The sequence below is a fragment of the Chitinophaga sp. 01L420 genome (genome assembly GCF_056399985.1).
Map to the genome: position 1 here is coordinate 17534 of NZ_JBFTSK010000004.1, position 21127 is coordinate 38660.

The window sequence follows — 21127 nt, forward strand, 5'->3', positions numbered from 1 at the left end:
TGATCCCACGAAGGTATCAATAAAATCTATAGGACGATGAAAAAGAATTACGAATTTCAAATTACGAATTACGGATTTGTCAGAAGACGGGAGCGAGAGAAGATCTCCGCGTTTACCGTCTTCTGACAAATCCGTAATTCGTAATTTGAAATTCGTAATTCTAAAATATTCTGTATCTGTACTTGRTCTTTTCTGTATTGCTATACAGTTCACGGATATTGATAGAGGCTTGAATTTCGCCCACTGCTTCTGTCTTCAGGTTTCTGAATTCAGCTTGTTTGGTGTCAATAATGCTCTTATCTGCCAGTCCGTTATCCTGGGCAATCTTCAGGGAGTTATTTACTTTGGTGTAGTAAGAATCCAGCAAAGTGAAATACTCATTATAAAGATTTTCGAATCTTTTGGTTTGCAGTACCAGGTCTTCCAGTTGGTTGTTGACTTCTTTCAGGGAAGAATTTTCACGCAGCAGGGATTCATAATCTATCCGCTTGCCTTTGGAATATTTTTCTTCCAGTTTATTGAAATAATCCACCACTTTTTCTTTTCTGAAATCAATGAAATATTCGTTCATTGTCTGACTCAGGCTCTGATTGCCCTTTTGAGGGGCGGGGAACTTCATGGATGTAGCCGTGAAGGACAGGTGATCAAATAAGTTGTCCTGCAGGAGACTTAACTGATCTTTATTAAAGTTGAGGCCATATTCGAATTTCTGATTGGCATCATTTAATGCGGTGTAATACACTACATATTTGTTCAGCTCTTTTTCGAAATCCTGTAATGACTTCTGATTAATCTGTTTGTTATTTACGCTCACACTGTGCAGGAAGTTCATCACCGAATTGGCAATGGCCAGTGGTGGTGTGAGGGAAGTAAAGCTTTGGAAAATAGGGCTGTTGATAATTGACTTGGTAGACTCTACGATTTTAGAATTCTTCTCGCTTTTATCCCCTTTATTTTTAAGAATGATTTTTTCTACCAGCTCAACAATGCGATCGCTCAGTGAAAACCCGAGCGCTTTACTTTCGGGGTTATTCAGTGAAGTGATGAATACATCCAGGTTGTTGGTAGTGGTGCGGGACTTGAGATCAATTATTTTTTTGTTAAGCAGGTAATAAGTTTCGCTGGCATTGATAATATTATTTTTGATCAGGTCATATTTGGTCATATTATCGAAGTCCTTTCCCTGCAGCAATGCCTGTATGGCATTGGAATTTTGCTTGTCATTATCCGTGATCCGCTGTACTTCTTCCAATAGTTTACGGATAGTGGTATCCTGAGTTTTGATAACAGGAGCAACGGTTCCTTTCAGTTCCGGATCCTGTGCATACACCGTTTGAAAAGTAAAAAGTAAAACAAGAGGTGCTGGTATAAATTTAATCCATCCTGTAGTGAAGAATCTTTGGGCCAGGTGTACTAACGGTAATGACTCATCGGGCTTGGCAGTCAAGCGTTTATCATGCTTCATTTCCGTTGGTAGGTGTTTTAACATGTTGTTTTTGCTTTTTGTTAACAAAAATTTAAGAAAATATGATGCCAAAAACATCATCAGGCAAAGATAAATAATTAATAACAGTTAAAATTAAATCATGATAGGTGGTGAAATAATGCTTTTCCATATATATTTTGAATTATCGGCAGGTGACTTACCTTTGCGTCCAAATTTGATCCACTTTCATGCTTAATAACAAAAAGATTGTGGTTGTATTACCGGCCTACAACGCAGCGCTTACGCTGGAAAAAACATTCCGGGAGATTCCTTTTGAAATCGTTGATGACGTGGTACTGGTGGATGATGCCAGTAAGGATGATACCCTGGAGGTTGGAAAACAACTGGGTATAAGACACCTGATCCGTCATGATAACAACAAGGGTTATGGCGGTAACCAGAAATCCTGTTATAATAAGGCGCTTGAGTTAGGCGCTGATATAGTAGTGATGCTGCATCCCGACTATCAATATACGCCTAAGCTCATTATAGCGATGTGCAGTATCATTGCCAATGATGTGTATCCGGTGGTGTTCGGCTCAAGGATCCTTGGTAAAGGCGCCCTGAAGGGGGGAATGCCTATGTATAAGTACATATTTAATCGTTTCTTAACATTAACACAAAATATCCTGATTGGTCAGAAACTGAGTGAATACCATACCGGCTACCGGACATTTTCTGCGGAAGTGCTGCGTGATATCAACTATATGGCTGATAATGACGATTTTGTTTTCGATAATGAAATGGTTTCGCAGATATTTATGAAAGGATACGATATTGCAGAAGTAACCTGTCCTACCAAATATTTTGACGAAGCCTCCAGTATTAATTTCAAGCGCAGTGCTATTTACGGCCTGGGTGTATTGAGAGTATCCCTGCAGCATCGTTTGCATATGTGGGGCATGATGAAAGGAAAGATTTATTAAAATTAATATAGCCAGTGGGTTTAGCGCAACAGTATAATTTAGCCGGGAAGTATCTCAAATATTATTTCACTTCAGGCAATCGCCACGATGTACATTCACCTTTTGTGTATGCATTGATAGAAGATGTATTGCTGGATAAAAAGCAGCATGCAGCTTTTGGAGAAATAGAACAGTTGCGCAAACAACTACTGCAAAGTAATGAAACGCTACAGGTCACCGACCTGGGAGCAGGCTCACTGATATCAGCCGGTAATGAACGCCGGGTACGGGATATTACCCGTTATGCGGCAAAACAGCCTAAATTCGGGCAGTTATTCTACCGGCTGATACAATACCTCCAGCCGGGTCGTATCCTGGAATTGGGGACTTCTATGGGCCTTTCTACGGCATATATGGCCAAAGCGGCTCCGCATGCCAAAATATTTACCATTGAAGGCTGCCCTAACATAGCGGCCCGTGCAGCTAAGAATTTTGAAGCCCTCCATATTAAGAACATTGAGCAGGTAACCGGTAATTTTGATACCGTTTTACCTGATGTATTGAAGCAGATGCAGCTGCCTGACTGGGTATATATAGACGGTAATCACCGTAAAGAGCCTACACTGGCTTATTTTGAGCAGTGCCTGCAGTTTGCAGACGAGTATTCCGTTTTTATTTTTGATGATATCCACTGGACACCTGATATGGAAGCCGCCTGGCATACCATACAGGAGCATCCGCAGGTCACGATGACTATCGACCTGTTTTTCATAGGGTTGGTGTTTTTCCGGAAAGATTTTAAGATCAAACAGCATTTCACGCTGAAATACTGATTTTCCGGTAGTATATTGGGTATAAACTTCCCGATATGCGTTATATGAAAATCTTTCTCCTGAGCTGTCTGCTGACAACCGGTATGATAGCAGCTGCACAGGATCTTCCGCAGTATACTTATCAGTCGTTTAGCCGTAAAGGTGATACCCTTCGTTATCGTTTGCTGTTGCCAGCCAACTATGACGCTCATAAAAAATATCCCCTGATTATTTTTTTACATGGAGCAGGGGAAAGAGGTGCTGATAATAATGCCCAGCTGCTGCATGGAGGTGATATGTTCCTGCGAGACAGTATCCGCACCAACTACCCCGCCTTTGTACTCTTTCCGCAATGTCCGCCTAATCAAACCTGGGCACCCATGAAATTTGACCGCGACAGCACCGGGAAAATCATCCGTGGCGATTTTCCACTGAATGAGGGGCCCACGCCACCTACAGCCTTACTTAATCCCTTACTGGACAGCTTGCTGGCCAGCGGGAAAATTGATACCAAACGCGTTTACATTGGCGGCCTGTCCCTGGGTGGTATGGGTACTTTTTATATGATCAGCACAAGACCTAAATTATTTGCGGCTGCCTTTCCTATTTGTGGTGCAGGCAATGTAGCAGAAGCGGGCCGGTTTGCTAAAAAAGTACCGGTTTGGATCTTCCATGGTGGTGAAGATAAAGTAGTGCCTGTGGATGCTTCCAGAGCATATGATGCCAAACTGAAAGCACTGGGTGCAGAAGAGAAGTATACCGAATATCCCGGTGTAGGACATAACAGCTGGGATAATGCCTTTGTAGAACCAGGATTAATGACCTGGTTGTTTGAACATAAAAGGAAATAGCAATAGATGACCGGTAAAAAGTAAAAGGCCGTCTCTTGTAGAGAGACAGCCTTTTCCACTCAGCACAGGATTGAATTGTTAACTATTTGATTGCCTGCATGGCAGATTTAGCGGCAGCAATTGTTTTGTCCAGGTCTTCGGTGGTGAGTGCATTACTCATAAACCAGCTTTCGAAGGCGGAAGGCGGCAGATATACACCACGTTCCAGCATAGCATGGAAGAAACGTTTAAATAATTCATTGTTGGCAGCAGAGGCAGCGGAGAAATCCACGATAGGATATTCTGTGAAATGTGCACTCAGCATAGATCCCATCTGGTTGATGCTGTGTACAATACCTGCAGCGCCAAATGCTTCTTTTAATCCGTTTACGAGGTAGCTGGCTTTTTCTTCCAGTTGCTGGTAAATGACGGGATTGTCGTTGAGTGTTTGAAGCAGTGTATATCCGGCAATCATGGCGATAGGGTTGCCGCTTAAGGTGCCCGCCTGGTATACCTTTCCGGCCGGGGCCAGATTTTCCATGATTTCTTTCGGACCTGCTACAGCTCCTACCGGCATACCGGCGCCAATTATTTTTCCGAAGGTCACCAGGTCGGCTTTGATGCCCAGTAATTCCTGTGCACCACCACGTGCCAGCCTGAAGCCGGTCATCACTTCATCAAAGATGAGGAGTATATTATTTTCATCGCAGATCTTGCGCAGTCCGTCCAGGAATCCCGGTTGTGGCAGAATACAGCCCATGTTACCAGCTACCGGTTCTATAATGATAGCACAGATATCGGCGCCATGTTCCGCTACAAGTTGTTCTACCGCAGGTAAATTATTATAGGGAGCAGTGAGTGTATCCTGTGCTACGGTGGCTGTTACACCGGGAACAGATTGTATACCCAGGGTCGCTACACCACTGCCGGCACTTACCAGGAATGCATCTGCGTGACCATGGTAGCAACCGTCAAATTTGATAAACTTGTTACGGCCGGTATAGCCTCTGGCCAGTCTCAGCGCTGTCATACAGGCTTCGGTGCCGGAGTTCACCATGCGTACCATATCAATATTAGGCACCATGGATACGATCAGTTCTGCGATCTTTATTTCCAGTTCAGTGGGTGCACCAAAAGAGGTGGAGTAAGTGGCATATTCCTGTATGGCTTTTATCACCGGTTCATAAGCATGACCGAGGATCATCGGGCCCCACGAATTGATATAATCAATATACTGATTGCCATCTACATCGTACATGTAGGCGCCCTTTGCGCGTTCCATAAATACGGGTGTGCCGCCTACGCTTTTAAATGCTCGTACGGGAGAGTTAACACCGCCGGGAATTACCTGCTTTGCTTTCCCGAATAACATTTCACTTTTGCTGTACATCTGTTGGTGGTTTATTATTTTACGCAATATAGGGAATTATGCATTCAGCAGTTTTACGGCATCCTTTGCAAAGTAAGTAGCAATCAGATCCGCGCCCGCACGTTTCATGCTGGTCATGCTTTCCAGGATCGCTTTATTTTCATCGAGCCATCCTCTTTCCGCTGCTGCTTTAATCATCGCATATTCACCGCTCACGTGATACGCACTAACGGGAACGGTAGTACGATCTTTAATGATGCGCATGATATCAAGATAAGCCATCGCTGGTTTTACCATTACAATGTCAGCACCTTCTTCAATATCCATCAGTGTTTCCTTGATGGCTTCGCGGGAATTGGCGTAGTCCATCTGGTATGTTTTTTTATCGCCGAAGCCGGGGGCAGAATCCAGTGCATCACGGAATGGGCCATAAAAGCAGGACGCATATTTGGCGCTATAAGCCATGATACCTGTTTTATCGAAACCATTTTCTTCCAGGATGTTACGGATAGCCAGAATGCGGCCGTCCATCATATCGCTGGGGGCTACAAAGTCAGCACCTGCCTGTGCATGGCTCAGGCTCATACGGGCCAGTACTTCTACGGTAGGATCGTTCACAATTTCAGTACCATCCACAATACCATCATGGCCGTAAGAGGAGTAAGGATCCAGTGCCACATCCGTCATCACAATCATGTCGGGGATGGCATTTTTGATACCACGGATAGCACGTTGCATTAATCCGTCCGGATTAACGGCTTCTGTTCCTTTGTTATCTTTTACACTATCCAGTGCTTTTACAAACAGCAACACACTTTTAATACCCAGGCTCCAGAGTTCTTTGGCTTCCTTAATGGTAAGGTCCAGCGAATACCTGAAATAACCTGGCATAGAGCTGATCTCTTCCTTCACATTTTCTCCTTCGGTAACAAATAACGGCGCGATGAAATCGCTGGGCCTTACAATTGTTTCCGCTACCATTGCACGAATGGCGGGAGATACTCTTAAAATTCTGTTTCTTCTGATCATCTTTATAAAAATTTTATTGTTTTTATATAGTGGGCTTTATCCAGTCTCGTGGTTTTAAAAACTCCTGTAGTTGTGCTTCAGGACTTCCCGGTGTGGTATGGAAATCATACTCCCAGCGGGCTACCGGCGGCAGACTCATCAAAATCGACTCGGTGCGGCCATTGGTTTTTAAACCAAAAAGTGTTCCTCTGTCGTGAATGAGATTGAACTCTACATAACGGCCACGTCTATACGCCTGCCAGCTTCTGTGTGCTTCTGTATAGGGCAGGTTTTTAGTTTTTTCCACAATGGGGATGTAGGCATCCAGGAAAGCGTTGCCGTTGGCTTTGGAGAAGGCCAGCCGTTCTTCAGCAGTGGTGTTTTCATCGGGGCGCAGGTAATCGAAAAATATACCACCTATACCACGTGCTTCGTTGTTGCGATGTTTATTGATAAAATATTCATCGCAGTGTTTTTTATATTTTGGATAGAGGTCTGCACCAAAAGGATCACAGGCATTTTTAAAGGTCTGGTGAAAATGAATACCATCTTCTTCGGCCAGGTAGTAGGGTGTAAGATCGGCGCCACCACCAAACCAGCTGTCTTTCAAAGTTCCGTCCTGTGCATATAGTTCAAAGTAGCGGAAATTGGCATGTACTGTAGGCACAAAAGGATTCAGCGGATGAATCACCAGGGAGATACCACAGGCCATAAACTGGCTGTTGGTAACACCAAACTGTTGTGCCATGGCTTCTGGTAATTCGCCGTGTACGATAGAGGTGCTTACGCCGCCTTTTTCAAATACATTACCGTTGGCGATTACACGTGATTTACCGCCACCACCACCGGGGCGTTCCCACTGGTCTTCGCGGAAGGTAGCTTTACCATCTGCTTTTTCCAGTGCGGCACAGATATCGTCCTGCAGGCCGTGTATGAAGGCGATGAATGCAGCTTTTATCATTTTAGCAATTAGCTTTTAGTTTGTTTTGTTATTTATCAGTTAGTATTGAGCTGCTATGAGTCACTAAGAGCTAACAGCCAATAGCTAAGGGCTGGATCATTATCCGTGTGCTTTAACTGTTTCCACAAATGCTCTGGCATGATCTACCGGTACATTTGGTAAAATGCCATGACCGAGGTTAGCAATGTAACGTTGTCTGCCAAATCCTTTCAGCATTTCTTTCACAGCCTTTTCAATTTCCGGAATTGGTGCCAGTAATTTAGCCGGATCAAAATTGCCCTGCAGGGTGATGTTGCTGCCGGCAAACTGACGCGCCAGTTCAGGCTTAATGCACCAGTCTATGCCCAGGCCATGAGCGCCGGTAGCGGCCATGTCTTCCAGTGCAAACCAGGCACCTTTGGCAAATACGATGGTAGGACAAACATCCTTCATCGCCGCCACTATCTGGCGGATATATTGTAAAGAGAAGATTTCAAAATCCTGTGGGCTGAGCAAGCCACCCCATGAGTCAAATACCTGTACGGTATCTGCGCCGGCGGCTACCTGTGCTTTCAGGTAAGCGATGGTAGTATCGGTGATCATTTGCAACAGCTGATGTGCTACTGCAGGTTGCTGGTAGCAGAATGCTTTTGCTTCATCAAAAGTTTTGGAGCCTTTGCCCTGTACCATGTAGCAGAGTAAAGTCCAGGGAGCGCCACCAAAGCCAATCAACGGCACGCGGCCATCGAGTGTTTTTTTGGTGAGGGCCAGTGCTTCAAATACGTAGTGTAATCTTTCCTGTACATCGGGAACGCATAAACGTTGAAGGTCCTGCGCGGTTTTAATAGGGGCAGGCAGTAAGGGACCTACTTTTTCTACCAGCTGTACTTCCATACCCATGGCTTGCGGAACTACAAGGATATCAGAAAAAATAATCGCAGCATCTACACCTACCTGGTCTACCGGCATGACTGTTATTTCTGTTGCCAGTTCCGGATTTTCGCAGCGTTCGAAAAAAGTATATTTATCACGCAGTTTAATATAATCCGGGAGATAGCGACCAGCCTGGCGCATCATCCATACGGGCGTGCGGGAAACAGTTTCACCTTTAAGGGCCTTCAGCAATAAGTCGTTCTTCAATGCGCTCATTCGTAGCAGTTAATGTTGTTAAAATAAAATATAGCTGTTTGCACCATCGCATCTTCGCTGATGTCGGTGCTCATTATAATCTTGTTGTCGGTGTATTCTCTCAGTTCGGTGGCCGTTGTTCTGCCGATAGCGAAACAAACGGTTTTGCTATGAAGTCTGTTGGCGGACAGATAACTTTTTACAGCGCTGGGGCTGAAAAAAAACAGGCCATCATAATCTTCTGCCGTAACTGCCGGTGACGGTATATTTTCGTAGATGACATACTCATTAACCCGGATCCCAGCCTGTTTTAATCCGGCAGGTAATTCATCCCGCCGCTGATTGCCGCAATAGAAATTTACTTCCGTGATGTTTCCCAGTGCAATGATAGCAGTGGCGAGTTCACTTCCGTAGGATGAAGACGCCAGTATGTTGCAATCCGGAAATGCCTCCATGGCTTTTTGCAGCGTTTTGCCGGAGATACAGCAGATATTGGCATTCCTTGTATTGAAAAAAGTATGGAGACCATTATTTCTGAAGCCGTTTATGCTGAAATAGTGTTGTTCCAACACTTTTACGGTGTTGGCGCTTGTAAAAACAGAGACGTGGGGTGGCTGGAAAATATCAGATATACTGCTATTGTTCCAGCTTGGAATACTTCCTTTCAATGCGGGAAGTGTGATTGGCTTTATCTGGATAAAATCTTTTACTTCTATGAGAATACCACTTTCACCAGCCACAGCGATAGAGCTGTCTGTTAAATGCCTGGTGCTTAATATGCGGTATTTATCATTTTGCATTTCTGATCTGTGCTACAATTTCAGCGCCACCCTGCGCCATAATCTCTTCCGCTGCTTCCTGGCCCAGGTGTTGTGCCTGTGTCAGTGGTACTTCGCGGGAGGTGCTGAAAAAGCCGGTCCCGTCGAGGCTGCAAAGTTCGCCGTTGAAATGTACGGTATTGTTTTGTATATAAGCGTATGCGCTGATAGGGGTGGTGCAGCCGCCCATCAGGGTACGTAAAAATTCGCGTTCTATATGTGTGGCCAGGGCTGTTTCTTCGTGATTGAAAGCAGCGCATGCTTCCAGGCAGAAGGTGTCGTCTTCTCTGCATACGGCTACTACCGCGCCTTGTGCGGGAGCTGGCAGCATCCAGTCGAGATCGATGGAAGTAGCAGGGCGTACATTAATTCTTTCCAGGCCTGCCACTGCAAAGATGGCGCCGTCCCAGTTTTCGTTGGCCAGTTTCTGTAAGCGGGTGTTTACATTGCCGCGCAGATTGTGCAGCTGATGTTGTGGATATTTGCGGAGCCACTGTGCTTTGCGGCGTACACTGCTGGTGGCAATGTTGGCAACATAGTCCCGTTGTTCCAGGAAATCCGTATTTGTTTTATATACCAGCAAATCTTTTACGGGGCCGCGTTTGAGTATGGCAGCGTGTACGATTTGTTTAGGTAGTTGTGTGGGAACATCTTTGAAGGAATGAACGGCAATGTCTATACGATTATTGAGCAGTGCCAGGTCCAGACTTTTTGTGAAGATGCCTTGTACGCCTATTTCGTAAAGGGGCGTGACCAGGTCAATATCGCCTTCGCTTTTGATGGGTACCAGTTCGGTGCGGTAGCCTTGTGCGGTGAGCAGATCATTTACCTGGTTTGCCTGCCACAAGGCCAGCTGACTTTCTCTTGTACCTATCCTGATAACTTTATCCATTTTTTTATTCCTGGTTAACTCCGGTCTCAAAAATATCGTTGATCATAGCAATGTACTGGTCACTCTTATCGGTTTCCTTACGTACTTTACCTGCCATGAGATTAATCATTTTCTGTATGATGCGGGAGGATACCAGTTCTATATCTTCTATTTTGTAGTGCCCTCCGTTTTTCTGCTGCATTATTTCGCGGGTATGTATTTCATGCAGTTTATCTTTCACTGCTTTCAATACCACTGCGTGCTTGCGCATTTTATACCAGTAGAGGAATTCCTCCATGTGTTCATCGATGATGGCAATGGCTTTTGGTACTTCACCCAGTCTGTTCTGCAGCGTTTCGTCCTGTACCTTGGAAAGTTCATCCACATTCACCAGGGTGATATGGGAAAGCTCGCCTACAGCAGATTCTACGTTAAATGGAATAGAAAGATCCACAATCAGTTTGGGCGATGATGTTTGCAGATGATGAGCCAATACAGTGGGCTGTGGTGCATTAGAGGCTACCAGTATTACATCCGCCTGTTGCATTTCGCTGACCATATTTTCGTAGGGCGCGTATTTCAATCCATGCTGATCTGCAAAATCTGCGGCTACCTGCATGGTGCGGTTAATGAGGGTCACTTCTTTTACACCAAGGTATTCGATCATGTTTTTGCAGGTGTTGCGGCCTATTTTGCCAACACCCAGCAGCACAATCTTTTTATCTTTTACATCAGGACAAATGCGTTCCAGCATCCTTACGGTGGCGAATGCCACAGATACGGTGCCTTTGCTGAGGCCTGTTTCTGTTTTAATAAGTTTGGAAACCTGCAATACGCTGTTCACTAATCTTTCCAGGAAACTACCCAGGCATTGATGTGCCTTGGCAAACTTCGTGGCGTTGCGTATCTGACCTATGATTTCATAATCGCCGAGGATCTGGGAGTCCAGACCTGTACCTACCTGGTACAAATGCCTGATGGCATCTTCTCCTGACTTGATATAGGCTAATTCTTCCAGTTGGCTTCTGTCGCCGTTTGATTCCCTGCATAGCAAGTCTATCAGCTGCCCGGGATTGGCTGCAAATCCGTATACCTCCGTTCTGTTACAAGTGGATAGTACAAATAGATCGTCTAGTTGTACTGCCCTGGCATGCTCCAGGAGTTGTTGATACTGAGCCGGATTGATGGCGTATAATCCCCTGATAGCAGCGTCTGTTTTCTTATAGTTGATCCCAACAATATGAAAATTTGCTATTTCTTTTGAATGACTGACCTGCATGTTCTTGTATAAGCTTCCGGTTGCAAAAGTACTTTCATACGTCCCAAACAAACGGGTTTAGGCTGTCATTAGTGTGTCATTTCTACTACTGGTAATCAGCACGAGGAAAAAATGATTTTTATCAGTTTTTAATCATTACAATAGGATGACAGTAACGGAGCGAAATGCTGAAAGCAAAAGGCATAAAGCTTCTGACAGTAAAGATAGTACTGATTTTTAGAATATGCGCTGTTGTATTGTCATTCCCTTTATTGCTTTTGCTTTTAGCTTTCTGCTTTTTACTTACTTTTGCACCAATTTATAAGAAATGGTATCGAAATCTGATGTTGGAATAGTATTGATGAACCTTGGATCGCCTGATTCTACAACCGTACCGGATGTAAAGCGTTATCTGAATGAGTTCCTGATGGACAAGCGTGTGATAGATTATCCATGGTTGTTTCGTAAGATATTAATCGAGGGTATCATCGTTCCAAAGCGCGCGGAGCAATCTGCCAAAGCTTATGCATCTATCTGGTGGGAAGAAGGCTCCCCGCTGGTGGCACTTACCAGGCAATTACAGATGGCTGTACAGAACGATATGGAAATTCCGGTGGAAATAGCTATGCGCTATGGCAACCCCAGCCCGGAAGTGGCTTACAACAACCTGTTGAAGCAAAATCCTGATCTGAAAGAAGTCGTACTGTTTCCGTTGTATCCGCATTATGCGATGTCTTCTTATGAAACAGCCGTAGAATATGCGCAGGAGATCTACCGGAAAAAGAAGTATAAATTCAAATTGTCCATCGTTCCGCCGTTTTATGATGAACCGGACTATATCAATGCATTAACAGAAAGTATGCGTCCATACCTGCAACAGGAATATGATTACATACTTTTCAGTTATCATGGTTTACCGGAAAGGCATATGCGTAAAGCAGATCCTACTGGTGCCCATTGTATGAAAGTGAATGATTGTTGTCATGTTAAATCGGCTTCACATCCTTTCTGTTACCGTCACCAGATTACCGTTACCACGGAACTGGTAGCAGAGCAACTGGGATTACCCCGTGAAAAATGGGGAATCTCTTTCCAGTCGCGACTGGGACGTGAAGAATGGTTGAAGCCTTATACGGCTGGTTTGCTGGAAACGTTGCCTGCAGAGGGAAAGAAAAAGCTGTTGATTGTATGTCCGGCTTTTGTGTCTGATTGCCTGGAAACGTTGGAAGAGATAGCGGTAGAAGGAAAGCATTCTTTCCTGAATAGTGGTGGTGAAACATTTACCATGATCCCCTGCCTGAATATTCATCCGATGTGGGTAAAAGCAGTGGTGAAATATTGTACGGAGATTATAGCACAAGAACAAGTAGTCTAATCTTTCCATATGTCTGAACAACCCGTATTGATTATCGGCGCCGGCATTGCCGGGCTGAGTATTGCGTATGAACTACAAAAGCAACAGGTGCCCTACCTGGTGCTGGAAGCATCCAGTCATACGGGTGGCGTAATGCAATCCTTCCGGGAGAATGGTTTTGAGTTGGATGCAGGCGCTAATACCATTGCCGCCTCGCCGGAAATATTAACGTTCTTCCGGGAACTGGGTCTGGAAGCAGATATACTGGAGGCTACTGCCGCCAGTAAACATCGTTTCCTCGTCAGAAACAATCAATTGCATGGGGTTTCTCCACACCCCTTCAAAATCATGGCTTCGGCTTATCTGAGTCGTGGCAGTAAGTGGCGTTTGTTTACCGAAAGATTCCGGAAGTCCTCACCTGTATCAGCAGAGGAAACGGTGACTGATTTTATTACCAGGAGATTTAATAAAGAGATAGCAGATTATGTATTTGACCCGGTATTATCGGGCATCTATGCCGGTAATCCTGACAGGATGAGTATGGCCGAAGTATTACCTGCATTGCCGCGATGGGAGCAGGAATACGGAAGTGTTACCAAAGGGCTGATGAAGAATAAAGCGGCTATGAGCGGCAGAAAGATCATCAGTTTCAAAGGAGGCAACCAGGTACTCACCAATCGTTTGGAGCAATTGCTCACAACACCGGTGCGCTTTAATTGTAAGGTAACCAGTATCAGTGAAGCGGGCAGCGGGTATATGGTCAGTGCTGTAGAAAACGGTGTCTCTGCCAGCTTTGTGGCTACCAGAGTAGTGGTGACCAGCCCTGCTTACAGTACCGCAGAAACGATTCTTTCCCTGGATCCCGCCACTGCGGCATTGCTGCGAGGCATCCCTTATCCGCGTATGGGCGTATTGCACCTGGGTTTTGATGCGGCAGCATTGCCACAACCGCTGGATGGTTTTGGATTCCTGGTACCCCATGCAGAAAATATGCATTTCCTGGGAGCTATCTGCAACTCAGCGATTTTTCCGGAGAAAGCCCCGGCAGGAAAAATACTGTTTACAGTGTTTATGGGCGGGGCCAGACAGGAGCACCTGTTTGATCAGCTGGATGCTGCAACATGGCAACAACGTGTAGTGGAAGAGATTACTTCTCTGCTGCATTTATCTTCACCACCGGTGATGCAGCAGTTCAGTACCTGGGGAAAGGCCATTCCGCAACTGAATGTAGGGCATGTTAAGTTGCGTAGTGCGGTAGCAGATTTTGAAAAAAAATATCCTGGTATATATATCCGCGGGAATTACCTGCAAGGCGTGGCTATCCCGGCTTTACTACAATATGCCGCTACTTTCGCCGCTTCGCTGAAGAAAAATTAATCAGAAAAATAGTTCGTTGTTGCCGTTTTTTCTTTAAATTCCATTATAAATTTCCACCAGATGATTGCAGGAATTTTAAAGGAAAAAAACGGCGAAACCAGGGTATCTCTTGTACCTGAAGTAGTAAAGCAACTGCAGCAAATGTCGGTGACCGTGTGGGTGGAGCAGGGAGCCGGCGACAATGCCTTCTATAACGATGACGCCTATATGCAGGCAGGAGCATTGGTTAAAACGGCAGCAGACATTCTTTCCGGAGCAGACATTATTTTTACGCTGCAGCCTCCATCCCGGGAGCTGGCAGATCAGATTCCCGCCGGTAAAATCATTGCCGGTATCTTACAGCCACTCTACCGTGTAAACGAGGTAGAGTACTGGGCTTCCAGAAATATTACCGCTTTCAGTTTAGATACGATTCCCCGCACCACCCGTGCGCAGGTGATGGACGTACTCAGCTCTCAGGCCAATATTGCCGGCTATAAGGCAGTATTGCTCGCAGCGTATAGCTATTCACGTTATTTTCCTATGTTGATGACGGCAGCAGGAAGCATTGCTCCTGCCAAAGTACTGATACTGGGTGCAGGTGTAGCCGGATTGCAGGCCATTGCCACTGCCCGCCGCCTCGGGGCAGTAGTGGAAGTGTTTGATACCAGACCGGCAGTGAAAGAAGAAGTGATAAGTCTGGGTGCAAAATTCGTAGAAGTGGAAGGTGCTGCAGATGCTTCCTCAGCCGGTGGTTACGCGGTAGAACAAAGCGAAACTTATAAACAGCAGCAACAACAACGTATTGCAGAAAGTATTGCCAAAGCAGATATCGTGATTACGACTGCGCAGATTCCAGGCAAGGCTGCACCTATACTCATCAGCAATGAAATGCTGGACCGTATGCGTGCCGGCGTTGTAATTGTAGATCTGGCAGCAGCTACCGGTGGCAATACCACTGTTACTAAAAACAATGAAACCGTGCATTATAATGGGGTTACCATCATAGGAAACTCTAATCTGCCAGCGACCATGCCAGCTGATGCCAGCAAGTTGTATGCAAAAAATCTATTCAATTTCCTGAAATTAATTCTCACTAAAGAAGGAGCCCTGCACCTGGATTTCGGGGACGATATTGTAAAGGGAGCCTGTATCACACATAACGGAGAAATTGTGAATGAGCGTGTGAAAAGCATGATGCAGCCTGCTTAGTAGTTAGGAATGTAAAAACACCCGTTAAACATGGAATATATTTTCACTTTTCTTCACCAGCATATTGACCTGATTTACATCGTTATCCTGTCCATTTTTTTGGGGGTAGAAGTGATTTCCAGAGTGCCGTCTGTGCTCCATACACCCCTGATGAGTGGTGCCAATGCTATCCACGGTGTGGTGATTATAGGCGCTATCATTGTGATGGGGAAGGCAGAATCAGATAACTATCTGGCGCTGATCATCGGGTTCCTGGCAGTGATACTGGGCACGGTCAATGTAGTGGGCGGCTTTGTGGTGACAGACCGTATGCTGGAAATGTTCAAAGGAAAAAAGAAATAGAAAACCGAACCAGCTGTTAGCAATTAGCTTTTAGCTTTTAGTAAATGCAGCGAAGGGGATGTTATGTTATTCTTCGCTGCATTTACTAAAAGCTAAAAGCTAATGGCTAAAAGCTAATTGCTAACAGCTAAAGCACTATTCAATATGGGATCCAGCATTTTATCAATTATCTACCTGATCGGCTCTGTTACTTTTATCCTTGGACTAAAGATGTTAAGTAAACCGGATACTGCCCGTAAAGGCAATCTGATAGCGGCTGCCGGCATGTCACTCGCCATTGTAGGCACTATTTTTCTCTATAGAGTAAACGAGGTTCCCCTGCACAATTATGGTTGGATATTTACCGGGCTGCTGATAGGTGGCGTCATCGGTGTATTATCTGCCAAAAAAGTGAAGATGACGGCGATGCCGGAAATGGTGAGTATGTTTAATGGTATGGGGGGCGCTTGTGCGGCATTGATTTCCATTGTAGAGTTTAACCATCTTCATGCGCTGATAAAGAATTTATATGCTCCTGTTACAGATGATCATTTGATGCTGCAGTTACTGGAGTCATCTGCTTCAAAAGGAACAGTGGTGATCATTTTACTGAGTCTGGTGATTGGTGCGGTGTCCTGTGCAGGCAGTATTGTAGCATGGGGAAAGCTGACCGGAAAAGTGAAAGATTTCTCCTTCCAGGGGCAGCACCTGCTGAACCTGGGCGTGCTGGCCTTAATAGTGGGATTGTCGGTGTGGTTGCTGCTGGTGTTCGCTGTTTCACCGGGTACAGGTCTCCTTGTTTTCTATCTTATTTTCCTGCTGGCATTGTTCTACGGAGTACTTTTTGTGCTTCCGATCGGCGGAGCAGATATGCCGGTAGTCATCTCCCTGTTAAACTCCTTTACGGGTGTAGCAGCCGCTTGTGGTGGATTTTTATATGCTAATCCGGTGATGCTGACAGGTGGAATACTGGTAGGTTCTGCCGGTACTATTCTCACCATCCTGATGTGTAAGGCTATGAACCGCTCGCTTAAAAATGTGCTGATAGGTTCCTTTGGTGGTGGTGCTGTAGCATCGGCTGCTGGGGGCAAAGACCAGGGAAGTTATAAGGAAATCAGTTTAAGTGATGCTGCTGTAGTACTGGCATATGCCAATAAAGTAATTATCGTACCGGGATATGGATTAGCCGTAGCACAGGCCCAGCATGCCTGTCATGAGTTGGAAAAGTTGCTGGAAGAAAAAGGAGTAGTGGTAAAATATGCCATTCATCCTGTAGCAGGCCGTATGCCAGGGCATATGAATGTGTTGCTGGCGGAGGCGGATGTACCCTATGAAAAATTGCTGGAGATGGAAGATGCCAACGCTGAATTTCCTACTACCGATGCGGTATTGATCTTAGGTGCCAATGATGTGGTGAACCCTGCTGCCAAAAATGATCCTGCCAGTCCCATTTACGGTATGCCTATACTGGAAGTGGAAAATGCCAAAGTGGTGATTGTCAACAAGCGTAGTATGAAGCCGGGATATGCCGGTATAGAAAACGATCTTTTCTTCCAACCTAAAACCTCTATGCTGTTTGGCGATGCGAAGAAAGTGCTGCAGGAGTTGCTGACGGCGATTAAAGAGGTATAATAACGAGTTTGGTTTACAGAAGAATAAAATCTGCATTTTCATTATTTTTGCGGAAAAAATTCCTTTGTCCAGTCATTTACCAGCGGCACTGCTTGATTCGTTAGCAGGACTTCCGGGTTATAACCGGGAAACATTTGAACGAGTACATGCTGCCGCAGAAAAAATCACTTCCCTGCGGTTGAATCCTACTAAAATTAAATCGCCGGAGAAAGCACAGCAGGTGCTTCAATCCTTATCTGTTGCTGGTGTGAGCAAAATACCCTGGAATAGTGAGGGGTACTATTTACCGGCAAGACCTTCCTTTACTTTTGATCCTTTTTTCCATGCAGGTGCTTATTACGTGCAGGAAGCATCGTCGATGTTCCTGGAACAAGCTGTGCGTGCCACGGTAGATTTATCTGCTCCGCTGAAAGTCCTGGATCTGYGTGCGGCGCCGGGTGGAAAATCTACGTTGCTGCAGTCGCTGATTAGCCCTGACAGCTTATTGGTGGCCAATGAAGTAATAAAAGTGCGTGCTGCATTACTGGCAGATAATCTTACTAAATGGGGGGCGCCCAATGTAGTGGTGAGCAACAATGATCCCCGTGATTTTTCCAGGCTGCCTGGTTATTTTGACCTGGTGGTGGTGGATGCGCCCTGCTCCGGTTCGGGCTTGTTTCGCCGGGATCCGGAACTGGTGTCGGAGTGGTCACCCGAGAATGTAACCCTCTGTAGCCAGCGGCAACAGCGGATTCTGGCAGATGTGTTACCTGCGGTGAAAGAAGATGGTATTGTTATTTATTCTACCTGTTCTTTTTCGGCAGAAGAAGATGAAGCGATCCTGGACTGGCTGGCAGACCATTTTGAGCTGGAAAATATTACGATACCGCTGGAAGAGCAATGGGGAATTATACCAACGGTAACGCATAAACGGAATTGTACCGGATATCGTTTTTATCCGGACCGGCTGAAAGGAGAAGGCTTTTTTGTTGCCTGTTTCCGTAAGCGCAGCGGTGGCACTGTCCGCAGACCAAAAGAGCAGAAACGGGTGGCGCTCACCGCGCGACAACGGGAGGTGATCACTCCCTGGTTAAATATTCCACCATCTTACCAATACTTCCTGCATCAGGACGAAGTATTGATATTACCACCTTTATTGGCGGCGGAAATGCCATTGTTGCAGCAACAATTGTATATTCGCAAAGCGGGCGTAAAAGCAGGACAGCCGGGACAGAAAGAATTGATTCCTGATCATCAGCTGGCAGCGAGTATGCTGGTATCTGACGATCTGCCGGCAGTTTCCCTGAATTTACAACAGGCATTACAATATCTTCGCAAGGAAGATCCGGGTGTAACCACCGGGGTGCGGGGCTGGTCGCTGGTAAGGTATGAGGGAATGAATCTGGGCTGGGCTAAATTTTTACCAAACCGAATGAACAATTATTACCCCAAAGAATTGCGTATCCTGAAAGAAATTACCGGGGTGTAAAGAATAGGGGAGTGCGATCTGTTCCAACTTTGAAATGCGCTGCCAACGGCTATTTGCTGAGTATGTAGTGTCGTAGCTGTTTATGCCGGTTACCACAACAAAAGGAGGAATTTTTCGTTTGTTTTATTAAATAAAATTGTCAATTTTAACGCATATATTCGTTGCCCGAAATAGCAAATAAAAAATCCAGATTTTTTGGTGCTGCAATGGTATAATTAGGTTGTCGTTGGGTATCTTATACGAGCGCAAAAATATCCGGAGCAGCAGGCAGATCATCAATCATAAACAGAGTTAGTATGGTAAAATCGATTCTATCAATCGTCTTGTTTGGTTTTAGTGCAGGAGCGGTGCAGGCGCAGGACACACTGCAGGTACAAGGTACCTCACCCGCCCTTTACATATCCCATGTTGTTAAGAAAGGAGAAAATTTTTATAGCCTCAGCCGTGCATACGGTTTGCCGCCAAAGGAAATAGCCGCTGCAAATAAAGTGACTATGGAACAGGGATTGCAACTGGGACATAACCTGCATATTCCGCTCACCGCTGCCAACTTCTCACAGAAGGCAGATGCAGCAGGTAAACCCGTATATCATAAAGTAACCGACAAAGAAACTTTATACCGGGTAAGTGTGAATTACAACAAAGTTCCTCTGGACAACATCCGTCAATGGAATAGTTTTTCAGGTGATGGGTTGAAAAAAGATAGCTACGTGATCATCGGCTTTATGAAAGCTGGTGGCGCCGCTGCTGAAGCTGCTCCTAAAGTGGAGAAAGTGAAAGCGAAAGAGAAAGAAAAAGCAGCTCCGGTACCAGAACCAGTGGAAACAGCCGTAGTAGCAACACCAACACCTGCTCCGGCTCCGGTGAAAGAAACTGTTCCGGTGAAAGAAACTGTTAAGAAAGAAACAGTCCCTGCTCCCGAAGTAGCAGAAACACCTGCACCCGCTCCGGTTAAACCAGCAGCGGCCAACAGCAGCGCTGATTTTGAACAACTGTATGAGCAACAAACCAACAATGGTAAAAAAGCCGGCTCTGAAAAAGGCCCTGGTACCTGGTTTAAGAGCAATGCTGTTGGAAAATATTATGCTTTGCATAACACGGCTCCCCGTGGCACCATCATTAAAGTAACCAATCCGCTGAATGGTAAAGCGGTATATGCAAAAGTACTGGATGTGATTCCGCAGATGAAATCCAATGCAGGCCTGATTATCAAGCTGAGCGACAGTGCGATGCAAGCTCTGGGAAGTAATGAATCCCGCTTTTATTGTGAGCTGAATTACGAAAACTAAGGTAACTATTACATAAAAAAGGAGCGGAGATGTTGTATTATACACATCTCCGCTCCTTTTTTATAGTGTCCGGCCAAGGCTAGGAACTAAACCGGTATCCCCGCAGGAAGGCCTCAATATCCATTTTCTTCTTGCCTTCCAGCTGTATTTCGTCCAGGTACAAATACCCATCAGGCGCAGCAATTTTCACATAGGTTTTCTGATCTGTATCAAAGTCCCCTGGTGCTTTTGAAGGTGTTGTATGCTCTTTGTGCGCTTTGTATATTTTCAGATTTTTCCCCTGGAAAGTAGTCCAGGCAGCAGGATAAGGACTCAACCCTCTTACATGATTGTAGATGTTGTCAAGAGGTTGCTGCCAGCTAATCTGGCAGGTTTCCTTGAATATCTTGGGTGCATGTTTTATTTCTGCAGCCGGAATATTCGCCTGAGGCGTTCCCGTGGCGTTGCCGGCAGCGATGGCCTGCACCGTTTTAAGCAGGAGAGTGGCACCTGTATGCATCAGTGCATCATGTAGTTCTCCGGCAGTTTCATCTTCCCTGATAGCGACTTTATCACTGAACAGGATATCACCGGTATCTATTTCATGTTGTAATTTAAATGTAGTAACGCCGGATTCTTTTTCGCCGTTAATGATGGCCCAGTTAATAGGCGCTGCCCCGCGGTAGTTAGGCAACAGAGACGCATGTACGTTGATAGTGCCTTCCGGTGGCATGTTCCACACCATTTCCGGCAGCATCCTAAAAGCTACAACTACCTGCAGATCTGCTTTCAAAGCCGTTAATGCCGCAATGAAATCAGGGTTTTTCAGTTTTTCCGGTTGTAATACATGTAATCCTTTGCTGACAGCATATTGTTTCACTGCACTTTCCTGCAACTGCAAGCCGCGGCCAGCCGGCTTATCCGGTGCCGTAATCACGCCAACGATGTTGAAGCCATTTTGTACCAAAATATCCAGAGACGCCACTGCGAAATCAGGCGTACCCATAAAAATAATACGGAGATCTTTACTCATAGGATGCAAAAATAACGAGGATTGTTTAGCTTTTAGCCATTAGCTTTTAGCTTTTAGC

The 21127-nt window shown here is 45.4% G+C and carries 19 protein-coding genes; 10 read left to right on the plus strand and 9 right to left on the minus strand.

The genetic code is table 11. The features are described 5' to 3' along the window. Positions 1 to 160 precede the first annotated feature (160 nt). Complete coding sequence (locus AC1DP6_RS05350; protein ID WP_477053900.1) at positions 161 to 1489, minus strand: hypothetical protein; 1329 nt, start codon at positions 1487 to 1489, stop codon at positions 161 to 163. Positions 1490 to 1674: 185 nt separating this feature from the next. Here AC1DP6_RS05350 and AC1DP6_RS05355 point away from each other — a divergent pair, with 185 nt between their 5' ends. Genes AC1DP6_RS05355 through AC1DP6_RS05365 form a run of 3 tightly spaced genes read left to right on the plus strand, consistent with a single transcriptional unit; the run spans position 1675 to position 4054 of the window. After that, positions 1675 to 2412, plus strand: coding sequence for a glycosyltransferase family 2 protein (locus AC1DP6_RS05355; RefSeq protein ID WP_477053901.1), 738 nt, complete (start codon positions 1675 to 1677; stop codon positions 2410 to 2412). Between the two features lie 14 nt (positions 2413 to 2426). Continuing rightward, positions 2427 to 3224 (plus strand): O-methyltransferase, encoded by a 798-nt coding sequence (locus AC1DP6_RS05360; protein ID WP_441572269.1) that lies wholly within the window; start codon positions 2427 to 2429, stop codon positions 3222 to 3224. Positions 3225 to 3259: 35 nt separating this feature from the next. Then, positions 3260 to 4054, plus strand: a complete 795-nt coding sequence (locus AC1DP6_RS05365; protein WP_477053902.1) for a carboxylesterase family protein — start codon at positions 3260 to 3262, stop codon at positions 4052 to 4054. Between the two features lie 82 nt (positions 4055 to 4136). Here the strand turns inward: AC1DP6_RS05365 and hemL are convergent, their stop codons facing one another. The 7 genes from hemL to hemA form a co-directional block, all read right to left on the minus strand. Beyond that, positions 4137 to 5423, minus strand: a complete 1287-nt coding sequence (hemL, locus tag AC1DP6_RS05370) for a glutamate-1-semialdehyde 2,1-aminomutase (RefSeq protein WP_477053903.1) — start codon at positions 5421 to 5423, stop codon at positions 4137 to 4139. 36 nt (positions 5424 to 5459) lie between these two features. Beyond that, positions 5460 to 6431 (minus strand): porphobilinogen synthase, encoded by a 972-nt coding sequence (gene hemB, locus AC1DP6_RS05375; protein WP_441572262.1) that lies wholly within the window; start codon positions 6429 to 6431, stop codon positions 5460 to 5462. 22 nt (positions 6432 to 6453) lie between these two features. After that, the gene (hemF, locus tag AC1DP6_RS05380) at positions 6454 to 7371 is read right to left on the minus strand and encodes an oxygen-dependent coproporphyrinogen oxidase (protein WP_477053904.1); all 918 of its coding nucleotides are present in this window, start codon (positions 7369 to 7371) and stop codon (positions 6454 to 6456) included. A 99-nt stretch (positions 7372 to 7470) separates the two neighbouring features. After that, positions 7471 to 8499, minus strand: coding sequence for a uroporphyrinogen decarboxylase (gene hemE, locus AC1DP6_RS05385; protein ID WP_477053905.1), 1029 nt, complete (start codon positions 8497 to 8499; stop codon positions 7471 to 7473). Continuing rightward, positions 8496 to 9278, minus strand: coding sequence for a uroporphyrinogen-III synthase (locus AC1DP6_RS05390; RefSeq protein ID WP_477053906.1), 783 nt, complete (start codon positions 9276 to 9278; stop codon positions 8496 to 8498). The genes hemE and AC1DP6_RS05390 overlap by 4 nt, the downstream gene beginning before the upstream one ends. Beyond that, positions 9268 to 10188, minus strand: a complete 921-nt coding sequence (gene hemC / locus AC1DP6_RS05395; RefSeq protein WP_477053907.1) for a hydroxymethylbilane synthase — start codon at positions 10186 to 10188, stop codon at positions 9268 to 9270. Before hemC ends, AC1DP6_RS05390 begins: the two co-directional genes overlap by 11 nt. 4 nt (positions 10189 to 10192) lie before the next feature. Continuing rightward, positions 10193 to 11446, minus strand: coding sequence for a glutamyl-tRNA reductase (gene hemA, locus AC1DP6_RS05400; protein ID WP_477021795.1), 1254 nt, complete (start codon positions 11444 to 11446; stop codon positions 10193 to 10195). A 307-nt stretch (positions 11447 to 11753) separates the two neighbouring features. Here hemA and hemH point away from each other — a divergent pair, with 307 nt between their 5' ends. The 7 genes from hemH (at position 11754) to AC1DP6_RS05435 (ending at position 20057) form a co-directional block, all read left to right on the plus strand. Continuing rightward, entirely contained in the window at positions 11754 to 12800 is a 1047-nt protein-coding gene (hemH, locus tag AC1DP6_RS05405; protein WP_477053908.1) for a ferrochelatase, read from the plus strand. 9 nt (positions 12801 to 12809) lie between these two features. Further along, positions 12810 to 14156 carry a protoporphyrinogen oxidase gene (gene hemG / locus AC1DP6_RS05410; protein ID WP_477053909.1) on the plus strand — a complete coding sequence of 449 codons (1347 nt, stop codon included), beginning with the start codon at positions 12810 to 12812 and terminating at the stop codon, positions 14154 to 14156. Between the two features lie 60 nt (positions 14157 to 14216). Continuing rightward, positions 14217 to 15347 carry a Re/Si-specific NAD(P)(+) transhydrogenase subunit alpha gene (locus AC1DP6_RS05415; RefSeq protein ID WP_477053910.1) on the plus strand — a complete coding sequence of 377 codons (1131 nt, stop codon included), beginning with the start codon at positions 14217 to 14219 and terminating at the stop codon, positions 15345 to 15347. Positions 15348 to 15377: 30 nt separating this feature from the next. Continuing rightward, positions 15378 to 15689 carry an NAD(P) transhydrogenase subunit alpha part 2 gene (locus AC1DP6_RS05420; protein ID WP_441572253.1) on the plus strand — a complete coding sequence of 104 codons (312 nt, stop codon included), beginning with the start codon at positions 15378 to 15380 and terminating at the stop codon, positions 15687 to 15689. A 144-nt stretch (positions 15690 to 15833) separates the two neighbouring features. Next, a complete protein-coding gene (locus tag AC1DP6_RS05425; RefSeq protein WP_477053911.1) occupies positions 15834 to 17300 on the plus strand; it encodes an NAD(P)(+) transhydrogenase (Re/Si-specific) subunit beta in 1467 nt (488 codons plus the stop codon). A 64-nt stretch (positions 17301 to 17364) separates the two neighbouring features. Continuing rightward, positions 17365 to 18768: a methyltransferase RsmF C-terminal domain-like protein gene (locus AC1DP6_RS05430; RefSeq protein ID WP_477053912.1), complete on the plus strand. Its 1404-nt coding sequence runs from the start codon at positions 17365 to 17367 to the stop codon at positions 18766 to 18768. A gap of 296 nt (positions 18769 to 19064) precedes the next feature. Beyond that, complete coding sequence (locus tag AC1DP6_RS05435) at positions 19065 to 20057, plus strand: DPBB and LysM peptidoglycan-binding domain-containing protein (protein ID WP_477053913.1); 993 nt, start codon at positions 19065 to 19067, stop codon at positions 20055 to 20057. A 79-nt stretch (positions 20058 to 20136) separates the two neighbouring features. Here AC1DP6_RS05435 and fmt read toward each other — a convergent pair whose 3' ends face one another. Then, positions 20137 to 21069 carry a methionyl-tRNA formyltransferase gene (fmt, locus tag AC1DP6_RS05440; protein ID WP_477053914.1) on the minus strand — a complete coding sequence of 311 codons (933 nt, stop codon included), beginning with the start codon at positions 21067 to 21069 and terminating at the stop codon, positions 20137 to 20139. Positions 21070 to 21127 lie beyond the last annotated feature (58 nt).

What these genes read in the sequence shown, in the direction of transcription:
- AC1DP6_RS05390 (WP_477053906.1), bottom strand. Translation starts at nt 9,278, where the DNA reads ATGCAAAATGATAAATACCGCATATTAAGCACCAGGCATTTAACAGAC.
- hemG (WP_477053909.1), top strand. Translation starts at nt 12,810, where the DNA reads ATGTCTGAACAACCCGTATTGATTATCGGCGCCGGCATTGCCGGGCTG.
- AC1DP6_RS05425 (WP_477053911.1), top strand. Translation starts at nt 15,834, where the DNA reads ATGGGATCCAGCATTTTATCAATTATCTACCTGATCGGCTCTGTTACT.
- hemF (WP_477053904.1), bottom strand. Translation starts at nt 7,371, where the DNA reads ATGATAAAAGCTGCATTCATCGCCTTCATACACGGCCTGCAGGACGAT.
- hemB (WP_441572262.1), bottom strand. Translation starts at nt 6,431, where the DNA reads ATGATCAGAAGAAACAGAATTTTAAGAGTATCTCCCGCCATTCGTGCA.
- hemA (WP_477021795.1), bottom strand. Translation starts at nt 11,446, where the DNA reads ATGCAGGTCAGTCATTCAAAAGAAATAGCAAATTTTCATATTGTTGGG.
- AC1DP6_RS05415 (WP_477053910.1), top strand. Translation starts at nt 14,217, where the DNA reads ATGATTGCAGGAATTTTAAAGGAAAAAAACGGCGAAACCAGGGTATCT.
- AC1DP6_RS05355 (WP_477053901.1), top strand. Translation starts at nt 1,675, where the DNA reads ATGCTTAATAACAAAAAGATTGTGGTTGTATTACCGGCCTACAACGCA.
- AC1DP6_RS05435 (WP_477053913.1), top strand. Translation starts at nt 19,065, where the DNA reads ATGGTAAAATCGATTCTATCAATCGTCTTGTTTGGTTTTAGTGCAGGA.
- hemL (WP_477053903.1), bottom strand. Translation starts at nt 5,423, where the DNA reads ATGTACAGCAAAAGTGAAATGTTATTCGGGAAAGCAAAGCAGGTAATT.
- fmt (WP_477053914.1), bottom strand. Translation starts at nt 21,069, where the DNA reads ATGAGTAAAGATCTCCGTATTATTTTTATGGGTACGCCTGATTTCGCA.
- hemH (WP_477053908.1), top strand. Translation starts at nt 11,754, where the DNA reads ATGGTATCGAAATCTGATGTTGGAATAGTATTGATGAACCTTGGATCG.
- AC1DP6_RS05420 (WP_441572253.1), top strand. Translation starts at nt 15,378, where the DNA reads ATGGAATATATTTTCACTTTTCTTCACCAGCATATTGACCTGATTTAC.
- AC1DP6_RS05365 (WP_477053902.1), top strand. Translation starts at nt 3,260, where the DNA reads ATGCGTTATATGAAAATCTTTCTCCTGAGCTGTCTGCTGACAACCGGT.
- hemE (WP_477053905.1), bottom strand. Translation starts at nt 8,499, where the DNA reads ATGAGCGCATTGAAGAACGACTTATTGCTGAAGGCCCTTAAAGGTGAA.
- hemC (WP_477053907.1), bottom strand. Translation starts at nt 10,188, where the DNA reads ATGGATAAAGTTATCAGGATAGGTACAAGAGAAAGTCAGCTGGCCTTG.